The following is a 21,273-nucleotide window of genomic DNA, read 5'->3' on the forward strand; positions in this document are numbered from 1 at the left end:
CAGCCGCATTTAGGGCTTTTTGTGCAAAATTGTGTGATATGCCGCACTGTAGAGACATATTGTCGCGCGGCAATCGGCCACATTTTAAACGTTAGGATTCTTTGCTAGATTATCGCCAGCTCATGCGGGTTTGCATGGGCGTTAATCGTTCCCCCCGATAATCGAGAAGCCAAGGAGTTTTTATGAAAAAAGCACACATGATGATAATAGCCGCTGCCGTTGCCGCGCTGGGTTTGACCACGGCGTTGAATGTTACTAATGCTAATGAAGCGGCTGGCGAGGATGTCAAAACCGTCGCTTGGTATGTGGCCAACATTAAAGAGGCGCGTACCCAAAACCAAGCTTGTCACGATGATCCGGCTATTCAAGGCAGCGCTAATTGCGCTAATGCCTTGCACGCGCTGGAAATTACCTTCAAAGGTGGCAACTGATACCCGTTGAACCTATTCGGTTCGACAACTTGCCGGCCAAGACTTTACGAAACGATTAATCCAATTCTTACATATCGTCGCTCCCGCCAAGGCGGGAGCCCAGCGGCTATCCCGGATTCGCTGAGAATTCTTTAACGGTTGCGACCTTCTCGGGAATGACGAATCCAGGGAGTTTAAGAGTCGGTTTGATAGAGGTTTTGAGCGGTTTGGTTTGAACCGAGATAATTGTTTTTGGCGGTCACTGCCGCCTGTTTTGTGACCGGGCAACCTCCTTTAATCGATTGTCCGGATAGCGTTTACCGGCGTGCTTAGTTGACAGCTGTCGTCTAATTAGGCAAGCCGGCAAACGCAATGCAAATTCCCTCTTTCCGAGTGCTTTCTTTAGTCGCTGCGGATGAATAGTCGCTAAAGCGCATGATTTTAGCGGTAACTTTTAAGTCCTTCCTTTCTTCATTTCCATAGCACGTGGTCGAGCGGCAAGTGAAGTCTCTGAGCTAGCGTCGGCTGCTACTGAAATAATTCTCAAAACTGAAAATCTGCTAAATTAACCTTTCAATTTGTCAGATAATTCGGCCATTAGACCATGTACAAAGCCAGCCAAAATCAAATTCATATTTCTGCCAACTTGGGCGAATACGCTATTCCGCCGTTAAAAGATATGTTGGTGTTAGGCAAGGAGTCTCCGATTGGCTGCATCGCCATGCGCCGGGCAATCGAACTATTGGTAAAAGCGCCGTTTGAGCATATTGAGTTTGATGACGATGTGATCAGTGATCTTTTGGTAAGACAGAGCTTGCTAAAACGTATCAGCAAGGCTGCGTTAATCGATTTCGTGTTGACTCAGATAAAGCCCTTGATGAGTGCCGATGAAATATTGCATGCGGAGATGGATATTTCCGTTCAGCTAAATACCAAGTTATGAAACAACTGGCGGTTGGCGATTGTTTATGGCCGCACGTTCGTCGGGTTATGGAGGAGGAGCGGCCTTGCAGCGTTGAGCGCAATATCGTTTTTGCCGTTTTTCGGGAAGCACCGGTGGAAGAGTTTTGCGGTTTGGCCACCGATCACGATATATCAAAACATCCCAATTGGATTTTTGCAGATTTGGTCGAGCATCGGCCTATGCTTAGTGTCGCTCCCAAGCTTGGCGTCCGCAAAGCGCTATGTCTGATGGATGAAAATCAGCTGGGAGCCTTGGCTGTGCTCAACAAAGGTCAATTCGTCGGCGTGGTTACCCGGCAAAGTATTTTGGAAGTTCTGCTGAACCGTGAGCGACTGCTGCTGAAAGAGACTATGCGCCTTAAAATTGCGGCGGAAACCAACCACGAGCAAACGGTGGTTTGGGTTGGGCGTCTGGCCGCATTGAACGACGCTGCGCGCAGCTTGCTGGGGGTGTTGGCCCATACATCAATCGAAACCGAGTTATTGCAGGCCGGCATTGATGCGCTTTGTAATTTGTTGGATGCTCGTTATGGTGCTATTGGGATAGTTGACAACGGCGGCGCGTTGACGGAGTTTATTTATGCCGGTATCAGCGACGAGCAAGCTCAGCAAATAGGTCATTTACCTGAGGGGAGGGGCTTGTTGGGGGTAGTCATTGAGGAAAACGTCTCCTTGAGGCTTGCGGATATGGGCAAGGACTCGCGCAGCGCCGGCTTTCCACCGCATCATCCGCAGATGACATCCTTATTGGCGGTGCCTATTTCTCATCAAGGCCGGGTGTATGGGCGTATCTATCTCAGCGATAAATACAGTGGTGAGCTGTTTACCAAGAACGATGAAGAGTTGGCGTTGAGTTTTGCGCATTCGTTGTCGCTAGTAATCGATAATGCCCGTGAAATTGAGGAAGTGAAACGCGCACGGCAACGCCTGGATTATATTGCCCATTTCGATGCGCTTACCGAGTTGCCGAACCGGACTTTGTTAACCGATAGAGCGTTGCAGTTCATTACGCAAGCGCAGCGCAGGCAAGGCATTATCGCGTTTCTATTTCTCGATCTGGATAATTTCAAGGCGATCAACGATACCTTTGGGCATGCCGTGGGTGATGAATTACTCAGAGCTGTTGCCAAGCGAATTTCCGGTTGTTTGAGGGAAGGCGATACGCCCTCCAGGATGGGCGGGGATGAGTTTATTATTATGCTGCCCAATATTGCAGATAGTCTGGATGCCGCCAAAGTGGCCATCAAGATATTACATGCCTTGAACGAGCCTTTACAGGTTCAACAGCATCAAATCTATTCAAGGGCCAGTATTGGTATCAGTATTTATCCGGATAATTCGCTTTCGTTCGACGAATTGCTGGCGCAGGCCGACTCTGCTTTGTATCACGCCAAAAAATTGGGCAAAAATAATTATCAGTTTTTTACCCCGGAAATGAACAGCGCCGCTCAGCATTATCTGAAGCTCGAGCATCATTTGCGTCAGGCCTTGGAGTTGGGCGAACTTGTATTGCACTATCAGCCGCAGGTGAAAATCGATAACGGTTGCATCATCGGTATGGAGGCCTTGATTCGTTGGCACAATCACGCCATGGGTATCGTCATGCCGGATCAATTCATCGGCTTGGCTGAAGAAACCGGGCTGATCGTGCCAATTGGGGCTTGGGTATTGCGAACTGCATGCAAACAGGCACGGGCCTGGCAGTTGGCCGGTATGCCGATTCGAATTGCGGTCAATTTGTCCGGACGGCAGTTTCACCGTTTCCAAGATCAGCGTCAGCTGCTGGATGTAGTGTTGGATGTGCTGAAAGAAACCGAGCTTTCGCCGGAGTTGTTGGAGTTAGAGATTACCGAAAGCATCTTGATGCATAAGCTGGATACGACGCTGGACACGCTGAATCAGATCAAGCAGCTGGGAGTGCGGATTTCGGTGGATGATTTCGGTACCGGTTATTCTTCGCTCAGTTATTTGAAACGTTTTCCGCTCGATACCTTAAAAATCGATAAATCGTTCGTGAAGGATATTTGCACCGACGCCAACGATAGAGCGATTGTGTCGGCTATTTCGGCCATGGCGGGCCAGTTGAAGCTGGAACTGGTGGCCGAAGGCGTCGAAGATCAGAGTCAGTTGGATTTTTTGGGTGGACAGCAGTGCAATTACGGACAAGGGTATTTTTTCAGCAAACCCGTGCCGGCCGAGCAGGCGTCGGCCTTGTTGCGGCAGTCCTTGCTGGGCCGGCAATAAGTCCTGGCCGCACTTAGTTTCTTGCAGCCTGTTTCGGATCGATGGCTTTAACGTCCATGTCGAAATTCTGCTTGATGCGTTGCGCTACGGTTTTGGCTTCTTTCTTGTTCTTAAACGGTCCGGCAACCACTTGAAAGCCACCATCTTTGGCAATTTTTCGGGCAGGAATCGGCGGTCCTTGGTGATTGAGCATGGCTGCCAGCTTTTGGGCGTCGGTCTCATTTTCGAAGCTGGCGGCCAGAATGGACCAGTCGCTGTCGCTCAATTCGTTGATGACCGGTTGGCCGTAGAATTGCTCAGGATGGGCAAGTTGCACCGCATCCGCTGTTAATTCGGGTAGATCCGCACTGCCGGGTAGTACTGGAGTGGGGACGCCGTCGGCACGTTGCAAGATGCGCTCAACTTTACTCCAATCAACCGTTGCTTGCTTTTCGGATGCTAGTTGTTGCAATTTTTTCCGAATGTCTTTTTGCAGCTGTTTTTGTTGTTTTTCCCATTTGTCTAGGGGTCGATGGGCTTCCAGATAAAGCATGTCATCTTGCCAGGTTGCCATGTAGGGCTGGTGGACGATACGAACCGGGGTGCCGACTTCTACTTTGTTGAATAGGACTTCTATATCTTCAGGATATAGCTGCACGCAGCCGTGACTGACTTGTAAACCAATCCCGTAAGGCTTGTTGGTGCCGTGGATCAAATAGCCGCTGAAACCCAAGGGCATGGCGTAGCTGCCCAAAGGGTTGTCCGGGCCGGAACGTATCACTTTTGGTAGAGGGTCCCCTAATGCCTGATGTTCGCGGTGAATCGATTCCGGCACCGTCCAGTCCGGATTGGCCTTTTTTGCGACAATTTGGGTTTGTCCTAACGGCGTGTTCCAGCCTTGGCGGCCAATGCCGACTGGATAAGTCAGTACGGTATTGGCTTGATTTTTGGGGTAATAGAACATGCGCATATTCGCCAGATTCAACACGATGCCTTTGCGCGGAGCGTCTGGGAGTACGAAACGCAATGGCAGCAACACTGTTTGCTCGGCGGGCAAGGTCCATGGATCGAGATGGGCATTGGCGATGGTAATGTCGTTGTAACCCAAGCCGTAATGGCGGCCGATGTCGGACAGCGTATCGTTTTCGCGGCTGTTGATACTGGCTAGCGTACCGACCATGCCTTGGCCGCTGCTCAGGTTAAACTCATGACTGGCAATACTGTCCGGTTTGGAGTTCCAGACTATGTGTTCCGGTTGGTTGTCGGAAAACAACGGTATGCTTTGGCAACCGCTAAGCAAGGCGCTGACGACTGCCACAACGAAGACTAGCGGTATCGGTAAAACAGTACGGTTTTGAATGACTGCTGACATGTTTATGATAGGCGCAGATAGTGACGGAGCGGATGGTTGAAGGTAAGCGATCCAAATTAAAATCAGATGAAGGCGGCATTAAGTCTTAATTAAGAATTAACTATTAAGGCTAATTGTTAAGTCGTTACGATAAAGCATTATTCTGCAAGAGAAAACTATTTTTTAATAATGGGGCGGATTTAATGGCGTCCTTTTAAGGTGTTATCATATTCACACTATTTTGCTTGGTTATTATTTCCCCTTACTTCGGAGTTCCGCATGGCGAGCATTGACAAAACGGCTGTCGAAAATTTACTTAAACACTTTATCGATCCGAATGTGGAAACCGATTTGGTGTCGGCAAAATCCGTTAAGAAAATCAGTGTGGATGGCAATGATGTCAGCGTCGTTATCGAGTTGGGTTACCCCGCTAAAAGTTATCTTGAAGAACTGAAGGGGGCGGTAACACAGCGTCTGCAAACTTTGCCGGACGTTGGCAAACTGGATGTGTCGGTCAGTTTCAATATCGTTTCGCACTCGGTGCAAAAGGCGCTGAAAACCTTGCCGAATGTGAAAAACATCATCGCGGTGGCCTCCGGCAAGGGCGGGGTGGGCAAGTCCACCACTTCCGTGAATCTTGCTCTGGCCTTGGCGGCGGAAGGCGCCAATGTCGGTATTCTGGATGCCGATATTTACGGCCCCAGCATTCCGACCATGCTGGGCTTGTCCGGTAAGCCCGATAGCCCGGACGGCAAAAGCATGTTGCCGAAAATCTCGTTCGGTGTGCAGACCATTTCCATAGGCTATTTGATTGACCCGGACCAGCCTATGATCTGGCGTGGCCCGATGGTTACCGGGGCATTGCAACAATTGTTGAATCAAACGCAATGGCAGGATGTGGATTATCTGATTATCGATCTGCCGCCCGGTACCGGCGATATTCAGCTAACGCTGGCGCAACAGATTCCGGTCAGCGGCGCGGTGATCGTGACCACGCCACAGGATATTGCGCTAATCGATGCACAACGCGGCTTGGGGATGTTCGAAAAGGTCAACGTGCCGATATTGGGGCTAGTGGAGAATATGAGTGTGCATATTTGCAGTAATTGCGGGCATGAAGAAGCGATTTTCGGCCAAGGTGGTGGCGTGGCGATGGCGGTCAAGAATAAGCTGGATTTGCTGGGGTCTTTGCCGTTGGATATACGGATTCGCGAGTACGCCGATAGCGGCAGGCCTACAGTGGTGGCCGATCCGGATGGCCGGCCGGCGCAAATCTACAAAGCGATTGCCCGGAAAATGGCCGCCAAGTTGGCGATGCGCGCGCGGGATTACAGCGGCCGGTTTCCGAATATTGTTATCCAGAATACTTGAGCTTGATGGCAGGCGACTTGGCGAGCAGCTAAGTCGCCTGGTTTCAGACCAACACTAAATTATCTCGATGGATAAGTTCGTCTTCGTCGGCGTAGCCCAGCAAGGTTTCGAATTCGCTGCTGGGTTTGCCGGCGATTTTATTGGTGTCGTCCGCGCCGTAATTGATTAAGCCGCGGGCGATTTCGTTGCCTTGTAAATCCAGGCAAGACACCAGGTCGCCACGTTTAAACGAACCGTGTACGGCCTTTACGCCGACTGCCAGCAGGCTTTTGCCGGCATCTTTCAGGATTTTTACCGCGCCATCGTCCAATACCACACGGCCTTTCAGTTGCAATTGCCCTGCCAGCCATTGTTTGCGCGCCACCAGTGGTGCAATGTTGGGTATTAAATAAGTACCTAAATCATTGCCGTCGAATACCGCGTGGATGACGTTGTCAATTTTGCCGGATACGATCACTGTCGCTGCTCCAGAGCGCGCGGCCAGTCTGGCGGCCCGGACTTTGGTGTACATGCCGCCACGTCCCAGGCCGCTGATGCTGCCGCCGGCAACTTCGTCAAGCAGGTTTTCGTTGACGCTAATGCTGGAAATCAGCCGAGCGTTTGGGTTCAGGCTAGGGTTGGCGTCGAATAAGCCGGTTTGGTCGGTAAGAATGATCAGCAAATCGGCTTCTACCAAATTGGCAACCAGCGCGCCCAAGGTATCGTTGTCGCCGAAGCGGATTTCTTCGGTAGCGACGGCATCGTTCTCATTGATGACCGGCACGACACCGAAATCCAGCAGCGTGAGTAAAGTGCTGCGGGCATTCAGGTAACGCTGGCGGTCTGAAAGGTCGTCATGGGTCAGCAATACTTGAGCGGCCAGCAGACCGTGTATTTGAAATTCATCTTCAAAGCGTCTGACCAAGCCCATTTGCCCTACTGATGCGGCGGCTTGCAATTCATGCAGAGTTTTCGGGCGGGTTTTTAGCTTTAAGCGGGACATGCCTTCCGCAACGGAGCCGGACGATACCAATACCACGTCGACGCCTTGGCGTTTGAGGGCGGCCATTTGCGCGACCCAGCCGGCGATGGCCTGTTTATTGAGGCCGCGCCCGCCGTCGGTTAGCAGTGAGCTGCCGATTTTGACGACAATGCGCTGGGCTTGCGAAAACTCAGAACGGCTCATGGCGCGGCTCCTGTGCTTGCTGATCCTGCTCGGCCTTTTGTTGGTCGAGAAAGTCCATGATGGCGTACATCAGTGCCTGCGTGCCTTGATTTTTTAAGGCGGAAATCAGGAATACCGGACCGGTCCAATCAAGTTCTTCGACGATGGCTTGGCAATGTTGCTCGACTTCGTCGTCAGGCACATTGTCGATCTTATTCAATACCAGCCAGCGTGGCTTGCTGGACAGGTCATCGCTCCATTTTTCCACTTCGTGGATGATTTTGCGCGCAGCGCTCACTGGCGTTTCGTCGCTTTCGTAGGGGGCGATGTCGACGATGTGTAACAACAAGCCGGTTCTGGATAGATGTTTTAAAAACTGCAAGCCAAGGCCTGCACCTTCTGCAGCGCCTTCGATGACGCCGGGGATATCGGCGATGACGAAGCTGCGTAAATCATCGACACGCACGACGCCCAGGTTGGGGTGTAAGGTTGTGAATGGGTAGTCCGCGACTTTGGGGCGTGCGGAAGAGACCGTGCGAATCAGGCTGGATTTGCCGGCATTGGGCATGCCTAGCAAGCCAACATCGGCGATGACCATTAATTCCAGGCGCAACATCCGGTGCTCGCCTGCAGAGCCTTTGCTGGTTTGTTGGGGCGCGCGATTGACGCTGCTTTTGAAGCGGGTGTTGCCGAGGCCGTGGAATCCGCCTTTGGCGACTAATAGTTGCTGACCGGGTTTGGTTAGATCGCCGATTTTTTCGCCGGTTTCGGCTTCGTAAACAATGGTGCCGGGTGGGACCGGGACGAAGCAGTCGTCGCCTTTCTTGCCGGTGCAATCGCGGCTGCCGCCGTTCTGTCCGCGTTGGGCTCGATGTACCGAGTGATAGCGAAAATCCACCAAAGTGTTAACGTTCTCGGTAGCTACCAGATAAACGCTGCCGCCGTCGCCGCCGTCGCCGCCGTCCGGGCCGCCCAAGGGAATATACTTTTCACGGCGAAATGAGGCTTTGCCATTGCCGCCGTCGCCTGCTTCTACGCGGATTTCCGCTTCGTCAACAAATCTCATAATCTACCGGTATAAACAAAAAAGCCCCGCTGAAAACGAGGCTTTTCTTTTCAGTTGTGCCAATCAGCACAGCCAAGAAATTTACGCTGCTGCAATGCTGACGTATTTGCGGTTTTTAGGACCTTTTTCTTCAAAAACCACTTTGCCATCGACTGTTGCAAACAAGGTGTGGTCTTTGCCGATACCGACATTGGTGCCAGGGTGAAACTGGGTGCCGCGTTGACGGACCAGAATGTTGCCGGCTTTAACCACTTGACCACCGAAACGTTTGACACCGAGGCGCTGAGCCTGAGAGTCGCGGCCGTTACGAGTACTACCACCTGCCTTCTTATGAGCCATTTCTTATCCTCGTTATATTAAGCAGAAATGCCAGTAATCTGGATTTCTGTGTAGTATTGACGATGCCCCATTTGTTTCATGTGGTGCTTACGTCTTCTGAATTTAATGATTCTGACTTTTTTGTGTCTGCCCTGGGAAACCACGGTTGCAGTCACTTTGCCGCCTTCGACAAATGGCTGACCTACTTTTACGGAGTCGCCGGATTGGACCATCAGTACTTTGTCGAACTCTACGCTGTCGCCTGCGCCCAACTCAAGTTTTTCTATTTTTAAGGTAGTACCCTCTGCGACCCGATACTGTTTACCACCTGTTTGAATTACCGCATACATCAGCGTAAGCTCCATCAAGCATAATCTGTTAATAGTGAACAGAGGATTATATTTTTTATTTAAGTCACAGTCAAACTAAAATTCCAGGGGAAGCCTGCTGTCTAACAGGTCTATGCGGGGAGTACTATTGACACTAATCAGTATTCTTCATAGCATGACCGGTTATTCACGTTATACGCTAACGAGCGACAAGTTCACAACATCACATGATAGCTAAAGTTTCAACGCCAGCGTCAGTCACTATAGACTTCGATTCCATCAAAAATTTAACCAGTGCGGAAACTCAAGCCGTCGACCGGTTGATTTTAGAGGAACTGAGTTCCGATGTTGTGCTGATTAATCAAATTGGGCATTACATAATCGGTAATGGCGGAAAAAGATTACGACCGATGCTTTTGCTGTTGGCGGCAAAAGCCTTGGGCAAGGTTGATGACCATCATCTGATTTTGGCAGCAGTGATCGAATTCATCCATACCGCGACGTTGTTGCACGACGATGTGGTCGACGAATCGGCTCTGCGGCGCGGCAAGGAGTCGGCGAATGCGGTGTGGGGCAACGCGGCTAGCGTGCTGGTAGGTGATTATTTGTACTCCAGTGCCTTCGAAATGATGGTCCGCACCGATAACATGCGGGTGATGGCCATTATGTCCAAAACCACCACCGCGATTGCCGAGGGTGAGGTGTTGCAATTGTTAAATTGCAACAATCCGGAGACCAGCGAAGCCCGGTATTTGGAAGTTATTGCTCGCAAAACTGCCATTTTGTTCAGTACCGCCACGCGCTTGGCGGCAGTCGTTTCAGCGACAGACTCGGCTACGGAAGAAGCGTTGGCGGTTTATGGTCAGCAATTGGGTGTGGCGTTTCAGTTGATAGATGATGCATTGGATTACAAAGCCAATAGCGAAGAACTGGGTAAAAACTTGGGTGACGACCTGGCTGAAGGTAAGCCTACCTTGCCGTTGATCTATGCCATCCAGCACGGGAACGAGCAGCAGGCTAAAATTGTGGTCGATGCGATCCGGCAAGGTTCGCGCGAGGCGTTTAACGATGTCTATGAAGTAGTTAAGGCCACCAACGCCATAGAATACACAGAGCAATGTGCGGACAGGGCCGCTGCGAAGGCGATTGCCGCACTACAATGCCTGCCTGATTCCGATTACAAACAGGCTCTTGAAGAGTTGGCGCGCTTCTCGGTGCAGCGCAGTCACTGAGCGTTTACAGCTTATCCGGCATCGCAGTTAGTTGCTGGATGGACGATAGTAGCGGCGAATACAGTTTTTCGATTTTATCGAGCAACTGTTGGAAAAACTCGCCTACTTCGCCCGATTCTTGATCAGCATGAGCTGCAAACAGTCGTTGTTCCAGTGTGCTGATCGGATCGCTATCGATTAGCTCGTCCAATATCTCCAGTATCTCCGATTCTGCCAGGGTGGCGTTAAATTCTGCCTTTTTTAAGCCGGCTAATTGGCGGTTTAATGTCTCGATGTTTGTTTTTAGGTTTAGCGCCAGTTTGTTTGTGTCTGCAAGCAAGCTTAAATCGCTGGTCAAAAATACTAACTGATTTACTGAGTCCTCTATGTCGTTGAGCAGGCGTTTGCTTTGCTTTTTTTGGGATGCCATGTTTTCTCCTGTTTTTTAGTGCGTTGATTGCTGCGGCGGCATATGCTCTGGTTTGGCTGTGAATGCTTATGATAGCAAGAGCGCCGGGAGGGATTGATGAGCTTTAAAACCCATTGTTTTATAAGCTTTTTGCGCCTTGGGAGCTTGGCGCTGCGCTTGCAATTGGCTCGATTATCATTTAACTTAGCAAGTCACCTGAAAGGCTAGGGGTGCTTTCCGCTGTATGCAAGCCCGGAAAGCTGAGAAAAACCCTTCGAACCTGAACCGGTTAACACCGGCGTAGGAAAGCCCTATCTTCCCTGCGCTTGCGATTTATTGAGATTTTGGAGATAAGCATGAGCGCTGTCCGCAATGAGATTACTACCGACACCGGTAGTAGTGTAAGAATCGATTCCTACCCCGCTTCCGAGAAAATTTATATCCAGGGCAGTCGTGCGGATATTCAAGTGCCGATGCGTAAGATCAGCATGTCGGATACGCCGGCCCACTTCGGTGCGGAAAAAAACCCACCGATTTATGTTTACGACACCTCCGGGGTTTACACTGATCCGAATGTGGATGTGAATTTACATAAAGGCTTGGGTTCGATTCGTGGTAACTGGATTGCGGAGCGCGGTGACACAGAATTATTGAAAGGTCCGACCTCAAAGTATGGTCACGAGCGTTTACACGACCCGAAAACCGCGCACCTGCGTTTCGAATTGACCCGAAACCCGCGCCGCGCCCAGTCCGGTCACAATGTCAGCCAGATGCATTACGCCCGCAAAGGCATCATTACCCCGGAAATGGAATACATCGCTATCCGCGAAAACCAAAATCTCGAAGCAATGCGCGACCGTTACCAAGGTCAGCATCCCGGTTTTTCCTACGGCGCGAACATTCAGTCGTTTATCACGCCAGAATTTGTCCGTTCCGAAGTTGCCAGAGGCCGTGCGATTATCCCGGCCAACATCAACCATCCCGAATTAGAGCCGATGATTATCGGCCGCAACTTCCTGGTCAAGATTAACGGTAACCTAGGTAACTCTGCCGTGACGTCTTCTATCGAAGAAGAGGTCGAGAAAATGCTGTGGGGCATCCGTTGGGGTGCTGACACCATCATGGACTTATCGACCGGCAAGAACATTCACGAAACCCGCGAATGGATCTTGCGCAATTCGCCGGTGCCTATCGGCACGGTGCCGATTTACCAAGCCCTGGAAAAAGTCGATGGTAAAGCCGAGGAACTGACTTGGGAAATCTTCCGCGACACGCTGATTGAACAAGCTGAGCAGGGCGTGGATTACTTCACCATCCATGCCGGGGTACGCCTACATCACGTGCCTTTAACCGCCAAGCGTCTCACCGGCATTGTTTCGCGTGGCGGCTCCATCATGGCCAAATGGTGTCTAGCTCACCATACCGAAAGTTTCCTTTACACCAACTTTGAGGAAATCTGCGAAATCATGAAGGCTTACGACGTGTCGTTCTCATTGGGTGACGGTCTTCGTCCGGGCTCGATTTACGACGCCAACGACGAAGCGCAATTCGGCGAACTGGAAACCCTGGGAGAACTCACGCAAATCGCCTGGAAACATGACGTACAAACCATGATCGAAGGCCCCGGACATGTGCCGTTGCAAATGATCAAGGTTAACATGGACAAGCAATTGGAAGATTGTTACGAAGCGCCGTTCTACACCCTGGGCCCACTGACCACCGACATCGCCCCCGGCTACGACCACATCACCTCGGCGATCGGCGCCGCCAACATCGGTTGGTATGGCTGCGCAATGCTATGCTACGTGACCCAAAAAGAACACTTGGGTCTGCCGAACAAGCAGGATGTGCGCGAAGGCATCGTCACTTACAAGATCGCCGCCCACGCCGCCGACTTGGCCAAAGGCCACCCCGGCGCGCAGATCCGCGATAACGCCATGTCCAAGGCGCGCTTCGAATTCCGCTGGGAAGACCAGTTCAACTTGGCGCTCGATCCCGAAAAAGCCCGCTCTTTCCATGATGAAACTTTGCCGAAAGATTCCGCAAAAGTCGCGCATTTTTGCTCGATGTGTGGTCCGCATTTCTGCTCGATGAAAATCACCCAGGACGTGCGCAATTACGCCGAGCAAAAAGGTCTGGAAGAAGCCGAGGCCTTGAAAATTGGTATGGAAGAAAAATCCAAGCAGTTCCTGGAAGAAGGTGCTGCGATTTATCACGAAATCTGATTCTTGTCCTATTCGTCGGCGGTGCTGTTCTTGGCACCGCCGGCCGTTCCAAATGATCGCTAGCTTAAAAACAGCGCTTGGCGGCATGCCAATATAACCATGTTAAAGTCTTGGGCATGGCTTGATGAGTTTGGATAAAATCCTTACTTCATCTATAGTTGCAGCACTTAGTTGCAGTAAAACCAATCCAGACTTTTTTTCATGGCGACAGCACCCTCTAACATCCATTTCAGCGGCTTGGTCAAATGCCTGATTCAGAAAGGTTTGTTGACCGAGGAATCGGCGGCGACCTGTTTGCAGGAGGCGCAGAAGCGTAAACAAGCGTTTATCAGCTATTTGGTGGAACATAAGTATGCGGACAGCAAAACCGTGGCTACGCTGGCTTCGGCGGAGTTTGGTGTGCCGTTTTTCGATCTGGATGCCATAGACCCTTCATTCTTGCCGATCAAACTAGTCAGCGAGAAATTGATTCGCCAGCATCATGCCTTACCTTTATTCAAGCGCGGCAACCGCTTGTTTGTCGCCACCGCCGATCCGACCAATTTTCAGGCGCTGGACGAGATCAAGTTTCATACCCGGCACAATACCGAAAATATTCTGGTTGAAGAAGACAAGCTGATCCGCATGATAGACACGGCGCTGGAGGCTGCCGATACGTCGATGAAGGATCTGTTGGACGACGATCTGGACAATATCGATATTTCCGCAGGCGACGACAGCAAACCGGCCGACGAAGCAATAGGCTCGGATATTGATGACGCGCCTATCGTCCGTTTTGTGAACAAAATCCTGCTGGACTCGATCAAACGCGGCGTTTCGGATATACACCTGGAGCCTTTCGAGAAAAAGTTTCGTATCCGTTTTCGGGCCGACGGTATTTTATCGGAGGTGGCTAGTCCGCCGGTGGGCATTGCCAACCGGATTATTTCTCGGCTGAAAGTCATGTCGAAAATGGACATTGCCGAACGGCGGGTGCCGCAGGACGGCCGGATCAAAATGCAGATTTCCAAGAACCGGGCCATCGATTTTCGGGTAAACACCTGCCCGACGTTGTTCGGTGAAAAAGTGGTAATGCGGATTCTCGATCCGACCAGTGCGCAAATTGGTATCGAGAAACTCGGCTTCGAACCCGAGCAGCAGAAAAATTTTCTGGAGGCGATCCACAAGCCTTACGGTATGGTGCTGGTTACCGGGCCGACCGGTAGCGGTAAAACCGTGTCGCTGTATACCGGGCTGAATATTCTGAACAGCATCGAAACCAATATTTCCACCGCCGAAGATCCCGTAGAGATCACCGTGGAAGGCATCAACCAAGTCAATGTCAATCCCAAGGCCGGCCTGACCTTTGCCGAAGCGCTACGGGCGTTTTTGCGGCAAGACCCGGACATCATCATGGTTGGCGAGATTCGCGACCTGGAAACCGCCAGTATCGCGGTCAAGGCGGCGCAAACCGGTCACATGGTGTTGTCTACCTTGCATACCAATGATGCGCCGCAAACCATCAACCGTTTGGTGCAAATGGGCATAGAACCGTTCAATATTGTTTCGGCGGTGATTTTGATCATGGCGCAACGGCTGGCGCGGCGCTTATGCGAGCATTGTAAGCAAGAAGTTGATTATCCGGAAAGCACCTTGCTGTCGGCCGGGTTTAAGCAGGAGGAAATCGGTACGTTTAAAGTCTACGGTCCGGTGGGTTGCGAACATTGCAATAACGGTTACAAGGGCAGGGTAGGGATCTACCAGGTAATGCCTATCACCGAAAAAATGCGTGCGCTGATTTTGAACGGCGGTAATTCCATGCAAATGGCGGAATTGTCGAAAAGTGAAGGAATCAACGATTTAAGAATGTCGGGGCTGTTAAAAATTAAGCAAGGCGTCACCTCGCTGCAAGAAATTGACCGGGTCACCAAGGAATAATCATGGCAAAGCAAGACGAACAAATCGAGTTCAATTGGGACGGTTTCGATAGGCAAAACAAGAAAACCAAAGGCACCATCAGCGCCAAGAGCGAGGTCATTGCGCGCACCGAATTAAGGCGGATGGGCATTCGGGTCATCGGTATCAAAGCCAAGTCCAAGCCCTTGTTCGGTGCCAGAGTGCAGAAAATCACGCCCGGCGACATCGCGGTGTTCGCCAGGCAGTTGGCGACTATGCTGGAGGCCGGGGTGCCGTTGGTGCAGTCATTCGACATTATCGGCAAGGGGCACGACAACGCAAGCATGTCGGAAATGCTGTTATCGATAAAGGCCGACGTGGAGGGCGGCGACACCTTGGCGCAGGCCTTGAACCGTAAGCCACTGTATTTCGATGCCCTGTTCTGTAATCTGGTCGAGGCCGGCGAACATGCTGGTGTACTGGAAACACTGCTGGACAAAATTGCCACCTACAAAGAAAAAACCGAATCGATCAAGAAGAAGGTCAAAAAAGCGTTAACCTACCCGGTTGCTGTGCTGGTCGTAGCGTTTATCGTCACCGCGATTTTGCTGATTTTCGTGGTGCCGGTGTTTGAGGATTTGTTTAAAGGCTTTGGTGCCGACCTACCGGCATTTACCCAATTTGTAATTGAATTGTCGGCGTGGGTGCAGGAATGGTGGTGGGCGGTGATTGGCGTGATCGCCATTACCGCTTACGTGTTCAATTATTTTAAAAAGCGCTCGAAGGCGTTTAACCATTTTCTCGATAAAACTTTGCTGAAAATCCCGGTTGTCGGGATGATTCTGGAAAAATCGGCCATCGCTCGTTTTGCCAGAACACTGTCCACCATGTCTGCGGCTGGCGTACCCTTGGTTGAAGCACTGGTTTCGGTGGCCGGGGCTTGCGGCAATATTTTATTTTACGAAGCGGTGATGGCTGTGCGCGACGACGTTTCCACCGGCCAGCAATTGAAGTTTGCTTTGGAGACCACCGGCATGTTTCCGAATATGGTGGTGCAAATGGTGGCAATCGGCGAGGAGTCTGGTTCCATTGATGCGATGCTGGACAAAGTAGCCGACTTTTACGAAGAAGAAGTGGATAACCTGGTCGATAACTTGAGCAGTTTGATGGAGCCTATCATCATGGTGATCCTGGGCATTTTGGTCGGCGGTTTGATCGTCGCGATGTATCTGCCTATCTTCAAGCTGGGCGCGGCTATTTAGTTTTGCTACTCCCCGGTACTCTTTATCGTTGCGCCGAGTGCCGGGGCCGAATTACGGATATTCTCTCTTCCCCATGGTTTTTGCCACTCTACAACACTATCCGCTGTTTCTGATCAGCGTCGTTTGCGTGCTGGGCCTTCTGGTCGGCAGCTTCCTAAACGTGGTTATCTACCGTTTGCCGGTCATGATGCAGACGGGTTGGCGGCGCGAATGCCGAGAATATTTGCAGCTCCCGCAGGATGAAGCAAGCGAAGTGTTCAACCTGATGTTGCCGGCCTCGCATTGCCCGTCGTGCAAAACCGAAATCAAAGCCTATCAAAACATTCCGGTCATCAGTTACCTGTTGTTGGGCGGCAAATGCGCACATTGTGGGGTGAAAATCGCCATCCGTTACCCGCTTATCGAAGCGTTTACCGGTTTATGTTCGGCCGTGGTGGCTTGGCATTTCGGTTACGGTTGGGCTTTAGCGTTTGCATTACCTCTGACTTGGTGTTTGATCGCATTGAGTTTTATCGACATCGATCAGCAATTATTACCGGATTCGATCACGCTGCCGATGCTGTGGCTGGGCCTGTTGTTAAGCCTGTTTGATATATACACGAATAGCCACGACGCGATCATCGGCGCGGTGGCAGGCTATTTGAGCCTGTGGAGCGTTTATCAACTTTTTAAATTGCTGACCGGCAAGGAAGGGATGGGCTACGGCGATTTCAAACTGCTGGCACTATTCGGGGCCTGGCTGGGCTGGCAATATCTGCCGCTGATCATTCTTCTGTCATCTTTGGTGGGTGCGGTCATCGGTATCGCGATGATCGTATTCGGCAAGCGCGATGCCGGCAAACCGATACCCTTCGGGCCTTATCTGGCCATGGCCGGCTGGTTGGCAATGTTGTTCGGACCGGAGCTGAATGCCTTATATCTGCATACTGCCGGTTTGTAGGCGATGCTGAAGATTGGTCTGACGGGCGGCATAGGCAGCGGTAAATCCACGGTTTGCCGGTTGTTTGCCGAATTTGGCGTTCCTATTGTCGATGCAGATCTGATTGCCCGACAGTTGGTCGAGCCGGGGCAGCCTGTTCTGTCGCTGATCGCTAAATCTTTTGGGCAACAGATGCTTAACCAGGACGGTAGCTTGAATCGCGCCAGACTGCGCGATGCGGTATTCACTGATGCGGACAAAAAGCGTGAATTGGATGGCATCATGCATCCCTTGGTGTACGGGAAGATCGCGGAGGATGTCCGCGAGTTAACGGCCGACTATTGCATTATTGCCGTGCCGCTGCTGCTCGAGTCGAAAAATCCTTATGTCGTGGATCGGGTTTTATTGATCGATTGCCCGGTGGATTTGCAAATAGCACGGGTTACCGCGCGCGATAAACTCACTCGCCAGCAAGTGCAAGCCATCATCGACAGTCAGATGTCGCGGCCAGAACGTTTAAGCAAAGCGGACGATGTCATCGAGAATATCGCGGGCCCGGAGCAACTTGCAGAACAGGTTAAAAGACTGCACAATTCCTACACTTTATTAGCCACCGTCAGGACACAATCGGCTTGAATACACAAACTATCTACGAATTCCCTCTCAATGAACGAATTCGGGTGTTTATGCGCTTGGAGCAACTCTTTCAACAGCTCAGTCACTTCATGTTGGGCGCTTCGGTTTTCGATAAACGCGCCGCTATTTCGGTTTTACTCGACATCTTGATGATCTTCAGCCGCAGCGACTTGAAATCCGAGTTGATCAAAGAGCTGGATAGGCACACCAAAGTACTGAATCAACTGGCGCATAGCCATGGCGTCGATGATGAGAAATTGCAGGAAATACTGCTCGAGCTGAATCAAGCCAGCCGTAATTTGTATAGCGCGAACGGCAAAATTGGCATCAGCGTGATGGAAAGCGATTTGTTTCAAAGTATCTCGCAGCGCAACTCCATCCCCGGTGGCAGCTGTTCCTTCGATTTGCCGGCCTTTCATTACTGGCTGGAGCAGCATGAGGCCGAGCAACAAAAAGATCTGGAACGCTGGACTCAACCGTTCGTGGACATTCGGGTAGCGATCGATTTGATCCTGGGTTTTATTCGGCAAAGCAGCGTGCCCACCCAGGAACTTGCCAAGGCCGGATTTTTCCAATTGGCGCTGGACAATAAAAACCATCCGGTGCAATTGCTTCGAGTTGGCTTAGCGGCTGACACCCCGTGTTTTGCCGAAATCAGCGGCGGCAAGCATCGGTTCAGCATCCGGTTTATGAATCCATCGGTGGACGAAAACCGGCCCAGCCAGACGTTGGACGATATTGAATTTTCTTTGACCCGCTGCATGTTCTGATGACCACGAATACCCCGACTATGGTGGCATGCCCCACTTGTCGCAAGCCGGTCGCCTGGATAGCCGCCGAACTATTCAAGCCGTTCTGTTCGGAGCGCTGCAAAATGATCGATTTGGGCGATTGGGCTACCGAAGCCCATAAAATCCCCGGTCCGCCACTGCTTGACGAAGACGGCGAATATTCGGATTTCGAATCCTACTAAGCCGGGTTTTATCCGGCTAATCTGTCGCTAAAAAGGTGCTGATGCCGGCTATGCCCTGAGCGCCGGCGGCAAGGGCTCGGTTCAGGTCGTGCCTACCCAAACCGCCCAAAGCAAACACCGGTAAATTGATGTACTCGAGCAGTTCGCTCAAAGCCTGCCAGCCTAGCGGCGTGGCGTCTGGATGGGATGCGGTCGCTTGGATCGGCGCTAAAACCGCAAAGTCCAGGCCCAGCGCTTCCGCGTGTTTCAGTTCATCAAGGTTATGACACGATGCCGCTACCCAGCGATAGCCGTTTGGCCGTTCATGACAGGCCAGCAAGGCGCGGCTGCTCAGGTGCAGGCCTCGCGCATTGGTGGTATCGACAGGCAAATCGGCGTTGACCAGCAAGCTAACCTGTTGCTGCCGGCAAAGCTGAGAAACCTGCTCGAAGACAGTTTGCAAATCGGCAATAGGTAAAGACTTGACGCGAAATTGCAGCAGCTTGACACCGTTTGCCAAAATCCGTTGGCAATTGTCTAGCGCTTCCGTCGCGCTGCGGCCTTCCAGGATGGCGTAATAATGCGGAAGTTGCGCGGCGGCGATGATGGGGATGTTGGCGGCCGGAAAGGTAAACTCCTTTAGTTGCTCGGCATCAATCCAGCGCATCGCCTGACCTTCGCAGCCTCTGGCTTGGCCGGCAAAGGCGCTGACATTCCAAACATCCAGCAACACATGCCTGTCGCCATAATCGTGGTTGATTTTGATCAGCGGTGTTGCGGTTTCTACCTGAATACCAACTTCTTCCGCCAGCTCACGGGCTAGTGCTTGCTGTACCGGTTCATCGGCTTCCAGTTTACCGCCCGGAAATTCCCACAAGCCGCCTTGATGCGCGTGTTTGGCGCGTTGGGTAATCAAAATCCTGCCGTCGCCGTCGCGGATTACACCGACCGCGACATGCAGGCGCTGGTTAGGGATGGACATGTTTTTTCCGCGCTTAGGTACGGTATTCAGCGTTGATTTTTACGTAATCGTAGGAAAAATCGCAAGTCAGCACTTCCTCGCTAATCACGCCGCGTCCCAGTCTGACGGTGACGACGATTTCCTCCTGATTCATCACGCGCTGGCCGTCTTGTTCCGTGTAAGAGCGGGCTCGGCCTCCATTTTCGACGATACACACCGTGCCCAGATAAATTTCGATTTTATCCAAGTCCATGTTTTCGACCCCGGCCCGACCAACCGCGGCCAGAATCCGCCCCCAGTTAGGGTCGCTGGCGAAAAAGGCGGTTTTCACCAAGGGCGAATGGGCGATGGTTTTGGCGACTTGCACCGCCTCCGCGCTATCGCGGGCTTGCTCGACGACGATGCGCATCAGCTTGGTCGCACCTTCTCCGTCGCGAATAATCAGTTCAGCCAGGCGTTTGCAAACCGTCATCACGGCTTCGGCGAAGGTCGCATACTCCGCGCTGTCGGCCAAAATTTCCGGGGCTGCGCTACTGCCGCTGGCCAATAGTACGCAAGCATCGTTAGTCGAGGTATCGCCGTCTACGGTAATACGATTAAAGGATTTTTCCGCTGCCGCAGACAAACATTGTTGCAACAGGGATTGCTCGATACGGGCATCGGTGGCGACAAAACCCAGCATGGTAGCCATATTGGGTTGAATCATGCCGGCACCCTTGGAAATGCCGGTGATCGTCACCGGATGGCCGGCGATATTGATGATGATCGAAGCGCCCTTGGGGAAGGTGTCGGTGGTCATGATGGCGCGCGCGGCTTTGTCCCAATGCGCTTCGGCCAAATTCGCGACGGCGCTCGGCAACGCTGCCGTGAGCTTTTCCACCGGCAGCGGTTCGCCGATGACGCCAGTGGAGAAGGGCAAAACCTGTTGTGCCAAGGCCTCGACTTCGCCGGCCAGATTGGCGCAGCAGGCAAACGCATCTTGCAGACCTTGTTTACCGGTGCCGGCATTGGCGTTGCCGGAATTGACCAGCAACCAGCGCGGATTTTGCGATAAGTGCGCTTTGGCGATATGTACCGGCGCCGCGCAAAAGGCATTTTGGGTAAACACCGCCGCGCAACTGCCGCCTTCCGCCATTTCTATTACTAAAATATCGTCGCGGACGGTTTGTTTGATGCCGGCATTGCAGGTGCCGAGTTTGATGCCGGGAACGGCATGCATGGTGGGGAAGTCGATTTGTCCTACTGCCATTTGTTTAACCTAATTAAGACCTGAAATTTGTGTCGCTATCGCGACGGATTTTTTGGGTGTCGGGTCTCGGCCCGACAGCCGAGGTACTTTTCTTTGCTTGTCCAAAGAAAAGTACCCAAAAGAAAAGACACCCGGATGCCGCTTTGATCCTGCGCGCCGAAGTTTTTATCGAGGGTCGGCAGAAGGGGCTTCCCAGCCCCTCCGCCGACGTGCGGCATCCATGCCGCACCCCTTCGGGCAATTCTCGATAAAAACTCCGGTGCTCGGCGCGGCATACGGGACAAAACCATCCCGGAATTTAGATGCACTTGGTGGCATCAACCTTAACACGACATTCAAATGTAGATACTCTGTTCAAAAGCAACAAATTTCATCATCTTTTACTCGGCGATGATGGAT

20 protein-coding genes and 1 riboswitch are annotated in these 21,273 nt (G+C 51.8%); of the genes, 12 read left to right on the forward strand and 8 right to left on the reverse strand.

From position 1 onward, the window contains the following. Positions 1-182: 182 nt before the first annotated feature. From CWO84_RS00750 to CWO84_RS00760, 3 genes are all read left to right on the forward strand, one after another. Positions 183-431: a hypothetical protein gene (locus CWO84_RS00750; protein WP_033155832.1), complete on the forward strand. Its 249-nt coding sequence runs from the start codon at positions 183-185 to the stop codon at positions 429-431. Between the two features lie 583 nt (positions 432-1,014). Further along, the gene (locus CWO84_RS00755) at positions 1,015-1,353 is read left to right on the forward strand and encodes a hypothetical protein (protein WP_033155833.1); all 339 of its coding nucleotides are present in this window, start codon (positions 1,015-1,017) and stop codon (positions 1,351-1,353) included. Further along, positions 1,350-3,617, forward strand: a complete 2,268-nt coding sequence (locus CWO84_RS00760) for an EAL domain-containing protein (protein WP_033155834.1) — start codon at positions 1,350-1,352, stop codon at positions 3,615-3,617. The genes CWO84_RS00755 and CWO84_RS00760 overlap by 4 nt, the downstream gene beginning before the upstream one ends. A 13-nt stretch (positions 3,618-3,630) precedes the next feature. On the opposite strand, the gene CWO84_RS00765 is transcribed toward CWO84_RS00760, so the two are convergent. Then, on the reverse strand, positions 3,631-4,968 hold the full coding sequence (locus CWO84_RS00765) for a L,D-transpeptidase family protein (protein ID WP_033155835.1): 1,338 nt from the start codon (positions 4,966-4,968) through the stop codon (positions 3,631-3,633). A gap of 258 nt (positions 4,969-5,226) precedes the next feature. Between CWO84_RS00765 and apbC the strand changes: the two genes are divergently transcribed. Next, a complete protein-coding gene (apbC, locus tag CWO84_RS00770; protein WP_101051496.1) occupies positions 5,227-6,318 on the forward strand; it encodes an iron-sulfur cluster carrier protein ApbC in 1,092 nt (363 codons plus the stop codon). Positions 6,319-6,361: 43 nt separating this feature from the next. On the opposite strand, the gene proB is transcribed toward apbC, so the two are convergent. From proB to rplU, 4 genes are all read right to left on the reverse strand, one after another. Then, positions 6,362-7,483, reverse strand: coding sequence for a glutamate 5-kinase (proB, locus tag CWO84_RS00775; protein WP_033155837.1), 1,122 nt, complete (start codon positions 7,481-7,483; stop codon positions 6,362-6,364). Next, positions 7,470-8,528, reverse strand: coding sequence for an Obg family GTPase CgtA (gene cgtA / locus CWO84_RS00780; RefSeq protein ID WP_033155838.1), 1,059 nt, complete (start codon positions 8,526-8,528; stop codon positions 7,470-7,472). The genes proB and cgtA overlap by 14 nt, the downstream gene beginning before the upstream one ends. Before the next feature lie 81 nt (positions 8,529-8,609). After that, complete coding sequence (gene rpmA, locus CWO84_RS00785; RefSeq protein WP_020484554.1) at positions 8,610-8,867, reverse strand: 50S ribosomal protein L27; 258 nt, start codon at positions 8,865-8,867, stop codon at positions 8,610-8,612. A gap of 17 nt (positions 8,868-8,884) precedes the next feature. Then, complete coding sequence (gene rplU, locus CWO84_RS00790) at positions 8,885-9,196, reverse strand: 50S ribosomal protein L21 (protein WP_033156113.1); 312 nt, start codon at positions 9,194-9,196, stop codon at positions 8,885-8,887. Positions 9,197-9,402: 206 nt separating this feature from the next. Here rplU and CWO84_RS00795 point away from each other — a divergent pair, with 206 nt between their 5' ends. After that, positions 9,403-10,407 (forward strand): polyprenyl synthetase family protein, encoded by a 1,005-nt coding sequence (locus CWO84_RS00795; RefSeq protein WP_051669748.1) that lies wholly within the window; start codon positions 9,403-9,405, stop codon positions 10,405-10,407. A 4-nt stretch (positions 10,408-10,411) separates the two neighbouring features. On the opposite strand, the gene CWO84_RS00800 is transcribed toward CWO84_RS00795, so the two are convergent. Then, positions 10,412-10,816 (reverse strand): hypothetical protein, encoded by a 405-nt coding sequence (locus tag CWO84_RS00800; protein ID WP_033155839.1) that lies wholly within the window; start codon positions 10,814-10,816, stop codon positions 10,412-10,414. A 195-nt stretch (positions 10,817-11,011) separates the two neighbouring features. After that, positions 11,012-11,119: riboswitch (TPP riboswitch) on the forward strand. A gap of 32 nt (positions 11,120-11,151) precedes the next feature. Here CWO84_RS00800 and thiC point away from each other — a divergent pair. The 7 genes from thiC (at position 11,152) to yacG (ending at position 18,685) form a co-directional block, all read left to right on the forward strand. Next, the gene (thiC, locus tag CWO84_RS00805; RefSeq protein ID WP_033155840.1) at positions 11,152-13,020 is read left to right on the forward strand and encodes a phosphomethylpyrimidine synthase ThiC; all 1,869 of its coding nucleotides are present in this window, start codon (positions 11,152-11,154) and stop codon (positions 13,018-13,020) included. A 201-nt stretch (positions 13,021-13,221) separates the two neighbouring features. Beyond that, on the forward strand, positions 13,222-14,937 hold the full coding sequence (gene pilB / locus CWO84_RS00810) for a type IV-A pilus assembly ATPase PilB (RefSeq protein ID WP_033155841.1): 1,716 nt from the start codon (positions 13,222-13,224) through the stop codon (positions 14,935-14,937). 2 nt (positions 14,938-14,939) lie between these two features. Beyond that, on the forward strand, positions 14,940-16,157 hold the full coding sequence (locus tag CWO84_RS00815) for a type II secretion system F family protein (protein WP_101051497.1): 1,218 nt from the start codon (positions 14,940-14,942) through the stop codon (positions 16,155-16,157). 73 nt (positions 16,158-16,230) lie between these two features. Then, entirely contained in the window at positions 16,231-17,097 is an 867-nt protein-coding gene (locus tag CWO84_RS00820; protein ID WP_101051498.1) for an A24 family peptidase, read from the forward strand. A gap of 3 nt (positions 17,098-17,100) precedes the next feature. Beyond that, the gene (gene coaE / locus CWO84_RS00825; protein ID WP_101051499.1) at positions 17,101-17,712 is read left to right on the forward strand and encodes a dephospho-CoA kinase; all 612 of its coding nucleotides are present in this window, start codon (positions 17,101-17,103) and stop codon (positions 17,710-17,712) included. Continuing rightward, positions 17,709-18,482 carry a cell division protein ZapD gene (gene zapD, locus CWO84_RS00830; protein WP_051669750.1) on the forward strand — a complete coding sequence of 258 codons (774 nt, stop codon included), beginning with the start codon at positions 17,709-17,711 and terminating at the stop codon, positions 18,480-18,482. Before coaE ends, zapD begins: the two co-directional genes overlap by 4 nt. Beyond that, on the forward strand, positions 18,482-18,685 hold the full coding sequence (gene yacG / locus CWO84_RS00835; RefSeq protein ID WP_101051500.1) for a DNA gyrase inhibitor YacG: 204 nt from the start codon (positions 18,482-18,484) through the stop codon (positions 18,683-18,685). Before zapD ends, yacG begins: the two co-directional genes overlap by 1 nt. 16 nt (positions 18,686-18,701) lie before the next feature. On the opposite strand, the gene CWO84_RS00840 is transcribed toward yacG, so the two are convergent. Both CWO84_RS00840 and argJ read right to left on the reverse strand, forming a co-directional pair. Continuing rightward, positions 18,702-19,646, reverse strand: coding sequence for a Nudix family hydrolase (locus CWO84_RS00840; protein ID WP_101051501.1), 945 nt, complete (start codon positions 19,644-19,646; stop codon positions 18,702-18,704). Positions 19,647-19,659: 13 nt separating this feature from the next. Continuing rightward, on the reverse strand, positions 19,660-20,874 hold the full coding sequence (gene argJ, locus CWO84_RS00845) for a bifunctional glutamate N-acetyltransferase/amino-acid acetyltransferase ArgJ (protein WP_101051502.1): 1,215 nt from the start codon (positions 20,872-20,874) through the stop codon (positions 19,660-19,662). Positions 20,875-21,273 lie beyond the last annotated feature (399 nt).

Origin of the sequence: Methylomonas sp. Kb3 (assembly GCF_002834115.1) — a bacterium.
Taxonomy (GTDB): domain Bacteria; phylum Pseudomonadota; class Gammaproteobacteria; order Methylococcales; family Methylomonadaceae; genus Methylomonas; species Methylomonas defluvii.